Annotated in this window: 3 protein-coding genes; 1 reads left to right on the top strand and 2 read right to left on the bottom strand. The window is 73.8% G+C overall.

Annotation, left to right across the window (positions count from 1 at the left end; genetic code table 11):
• Positions 1–927: hypothetical protein (locus FAF44_RS52590; RefSeq protein WP_237111019.1), on the top strand; the 927-nt coding region annotated here is incomplete at its 5' end.
• Here the strand turns inward: FAF44_RS52590 and FAF44_RS52585 are convergent.
• Together FAF44_RS52585 and FAF44_RS52580 are read right to left on the bottom strand one after the other, a co-directional pair.
• Positions 894–1,934 (bottom strand): glycosyltransferase family 4 protein, encoded by a 1,041-nt coding sequence (locus tag FAF44_RS52585; RefSeq protein WP_237111018.1) that lies wholly within the window; start codon positions 1,932–1,934, stop codon positions 894–896. The genes FAF44_RS52590 and FAF44_RS52585 overlap by 34 nt on opposite strands.
• A partial coding sequence (locus tag FAF44_RS52580) for a glycosyltransferase (RefSeq protein WP_237111017.1) occupies positions 1,931–3,070 on the bottom strand: 1,140 nt, incomplete at its 5' end. The genes FAF44_RS52580 and FAF44_RS52585, both read right to left, overlap by 4 nt.

Here is a 3,070-nt window from a genome sequence, read left to right as displayed (position 1 = left end):
GGGTGTGCCCGCCTGCCCGAGCTGCACCCCGACGAGCAGCTCAGGGAGGTGTGCGGCGACCGGGCGGCGCTGCTGGCGCTGGGATTCGCCCCGCGCTCGTTCGCCTACCCCTTCCACGCCGTGAACGCCGAGGCCGAGGCCGCGGTCGAGGAGTGCGGCTACAGCAGCGGGCGCGGGCAGGCGGGCACCGCCGCGCAGAGCACCGCGCCCGCGGACCCGTACGACCTGCGCACCCCGCTGTCGATCGGCTCGCGCAGCACGCTGGCGGAGATCCAGCGGCACGTCGAGGCCGCCGAGCGGAGCGGGGGCTGGGCCATCCTGGTCTTCCACGACTACTGCGACGACTGCGGCTCGCTCGGCGTCCGGCCGGAGGTGTTCACCCGGTTCCTCGACTGGCTGAAGGGCCGCGGCGTCCCGGTGCGCACGGTCGGCGACGTGATCGGCGGCGACGCGCGGCCCGTGCCGCGGCTGCGGCCCGCCGCTGCGGTGATCAACGGCTCGCTGGAGAACTACTTCGGCAAGGAGGGCGTCCCCGACTGCTGGCAGCTCGACGGGCGGTCCGCCACGGCGGAGTTCGGCCGCGTGGCGGGCGCGCGCACGGGGCGCTGGGCCGTCCAGGTCAAGGTGGGCGACGGCGACGCCGGGCGGCTCAGGCTGGCGGTCAAGCAGGACGACGGCGCGTGCGCGCCCCGGCCCGGCACCCTGTCGGCCTGGTACACCTCGACCGCGCCCGTGCGGTTCACGGTGAGCCGGCGCGCGGCGGACGGCACGTGGTCGAGCTGGGCCGCCGGCCCCGTCCTGCCCGCCTCGGCCACGTGGCGGCAGGCCACCTGGACCCCGCCGGCCGACGGGGCCGCGAACCTGAGCTTCGGGCTGGTGCTGGCCGAGCCGGGTCAGGCCACGTTCGACGACTTCGCGCTGCGCTGAAGCACCCGGCGGAAGGCCGCCAGCGCGTACTCGGTGTGCGTGCGCTCCCGTACGAGCTGGGCGGTGCTCAGCAGGGCGGTGCGGAAGGCGGCGTCGGTCAGGGCCCGCCGCGCCCGCTCCGCCGCGGACGCCCAGTCGCCCGGCGGGTAGAGCGCCTCCGGCGGGAGGATCTCCGGCAGCGCGCCCACCGCGGGCGCGATCACCGGGCAGCCCCGCACCAGCGCCTCGGCCACCGACATGCCGAACGACTCGTCCGTGGTCGTCGAGACGGTCAGCCCGCCGTTGGCGGCGATGGCGGAGTAGAGGGCGGGCATGAGGTCGTAGTCCACGCGCGGCAGCCAGCGGCCCGAGGCGAGCGCGGGCGAGGTGGCCAGCTTGGTGGTCAGCGCCGCCACCTCGGCGGCGGGGGCGGTGTAGCCGCCGATGAGCAGCGGCGTGACGCCGGGTTCGGCGACCGCGATGCGGTCGAGCAGGTCGGCGGCGGCCCGCCAGCGCTTGTGGCCGTCCAGTTTGCCGATCCAGGCGACCGGGGTGGTGTCGAGCGCGGGCGGTACGGTCTCGGCGTACCAGCGCTCGTCCAGGCAGTTGGGCACCACGCTGATCGGCGCGAGCCCGAGCGCTCCGAGCTTGGCGCGCATGTACTCGCTCACGGTCACGATGTGGTCCGGCTCCGCCTCCATCTCGCCCAGGTAGGAGAGGTTGGCCGTGGTCGTGTGCACTTCCAGGATGAGCGAGCCGGGCGAGCCGGCGCGCTGCCAGGCGGTCAGGAAGCCGGGGCTGTCGATCACGACGACGACGTCCGGGCGCGCCTGGCGGATGGCGGCCTCGCGGGCGTCGTCGGTGGCCGTCACCCGGGCCACGCCCGGCGGGAAGTGCGCGATCATGCCGTGGTCGGACTCGTACAGCACCTCGATGTCGAACTCGGCGGAGAAGTGCGTGTAGCGGTTGAGCAGTTGCGTGGACACGCCGCCGATCACGCCGTACCGGTAGCAGAACAGCACCTTCATCGGCACTCCAGCAGCGTCAGCAGCCCGTCGCGGCCCTTGCGCAGGACCCGCTCGGACAGCTCCGTGTACGCCTCCACGCGGCACTCCCAGGTGTTGCGCGCCAGCCACGCCCGGATCTCGCCGGGGTCGGGGGCGGACCCGGCGACCTCGGGGACGGCGGCGACGAACTCGGCCGCCGACTCGGTGACCCGCACGCCCGGGTAGCCGGCGCACTGCGGGAAGTAGGTCGTCAGCACGGGCAGGCCGAGGTGGAGGTACTCGTAGACCTTGATCGGGTCGACGGCGTCGGCCAGCGCGCCGTTCTTGAACGGGATCAGCGCCAGCGCCCACCCGGCGCTCAGTTCGGCCAGCTCGCGGTGGCCGAGCAGCCCGAGCAGCCGGACGTTGGCCGGCAGCTTCAGCTCCGGGTTCTGGTGCCCGGCCAGCTCGAAGGTGTAGTGCGGGTACGCGCGGGCGGCGCGCAGCAGCAGGTCCCAGTCGAACCACTTGTCGGTCAGGTGCCCGAAGTAGCCGATCGTGGTGGCCTCGGCCCGGCGCGGGGCCGTGGGGGAGGGGAAGTCGGGGTCGAGGGCGTTGGCGTTGACGCTCACCTGCCGTCCGCCCAGCGTCTCCATCTTTCTGGCCAGTGGCGCGGACACGGCGGTCACCACGTCGGCGTGCGCGACGAGGTAGCGCTCGTGGCCCGGGTGGTACCACTTGGCCATGCCGATCTTGTGGAACTCCTCCCAGTCGTCGCGGGCGTCGTAGATGGTCACCCAGCCCCGGGCGGCGGCGTGGGTGAGCGTGCGCACCATGGCCTCGTGCGGGAAGGAGGCGAACAGCAGCTTGCGCTTGCCGCCGAAGTCGGCGGCCAGCACCTCGTCCAGGAGCTGGGGGGTGATGTCGATGGGGCTCTGGAACAGCAGCGGGTCGGGGTGCTCCGGTAGCGGGTCGCTCGGCCGCCAGCGGTAGTAGTTGAAGAAGACCGGGCACCGGCGTTCGAGGTAGACGCGGGTGAGCCGGATCGGCCGGTTGCCGCGGGCCTCCTGGACGAACGTGGTGCCGGAGAACATCAGCACCACCTCCTCGCCGGGCGCCTGCCTGGCGCGTTCGACCCATTCCGCCAGCGCGGCCCTGAACTGCTCCACCGGCACGGG

It is taken from the genome of Nonomuraea sp. MG754425, assembly GCF_021699195.1.
Taxonomy (GTDB): Bacteria; Actinomycetota; Actinomycetes; order Streptosporangiales; family Streptosporangiaceae; genus Nonomuraea.
Note: the sequence above shows the minus strand (reverse complement) of the source record. Positions and strands in the feature narration are given on the sequence as shown.

Coding starts and splice junctions, on each gene's coding strand:
- FAF44_RS52585 (WP_237111018.1), bottom strand. CDS start 1,934: ATGAAGGTGCTGTTCTGCTACCGGTACGGCGTGATCGGCGGCGTGTCC.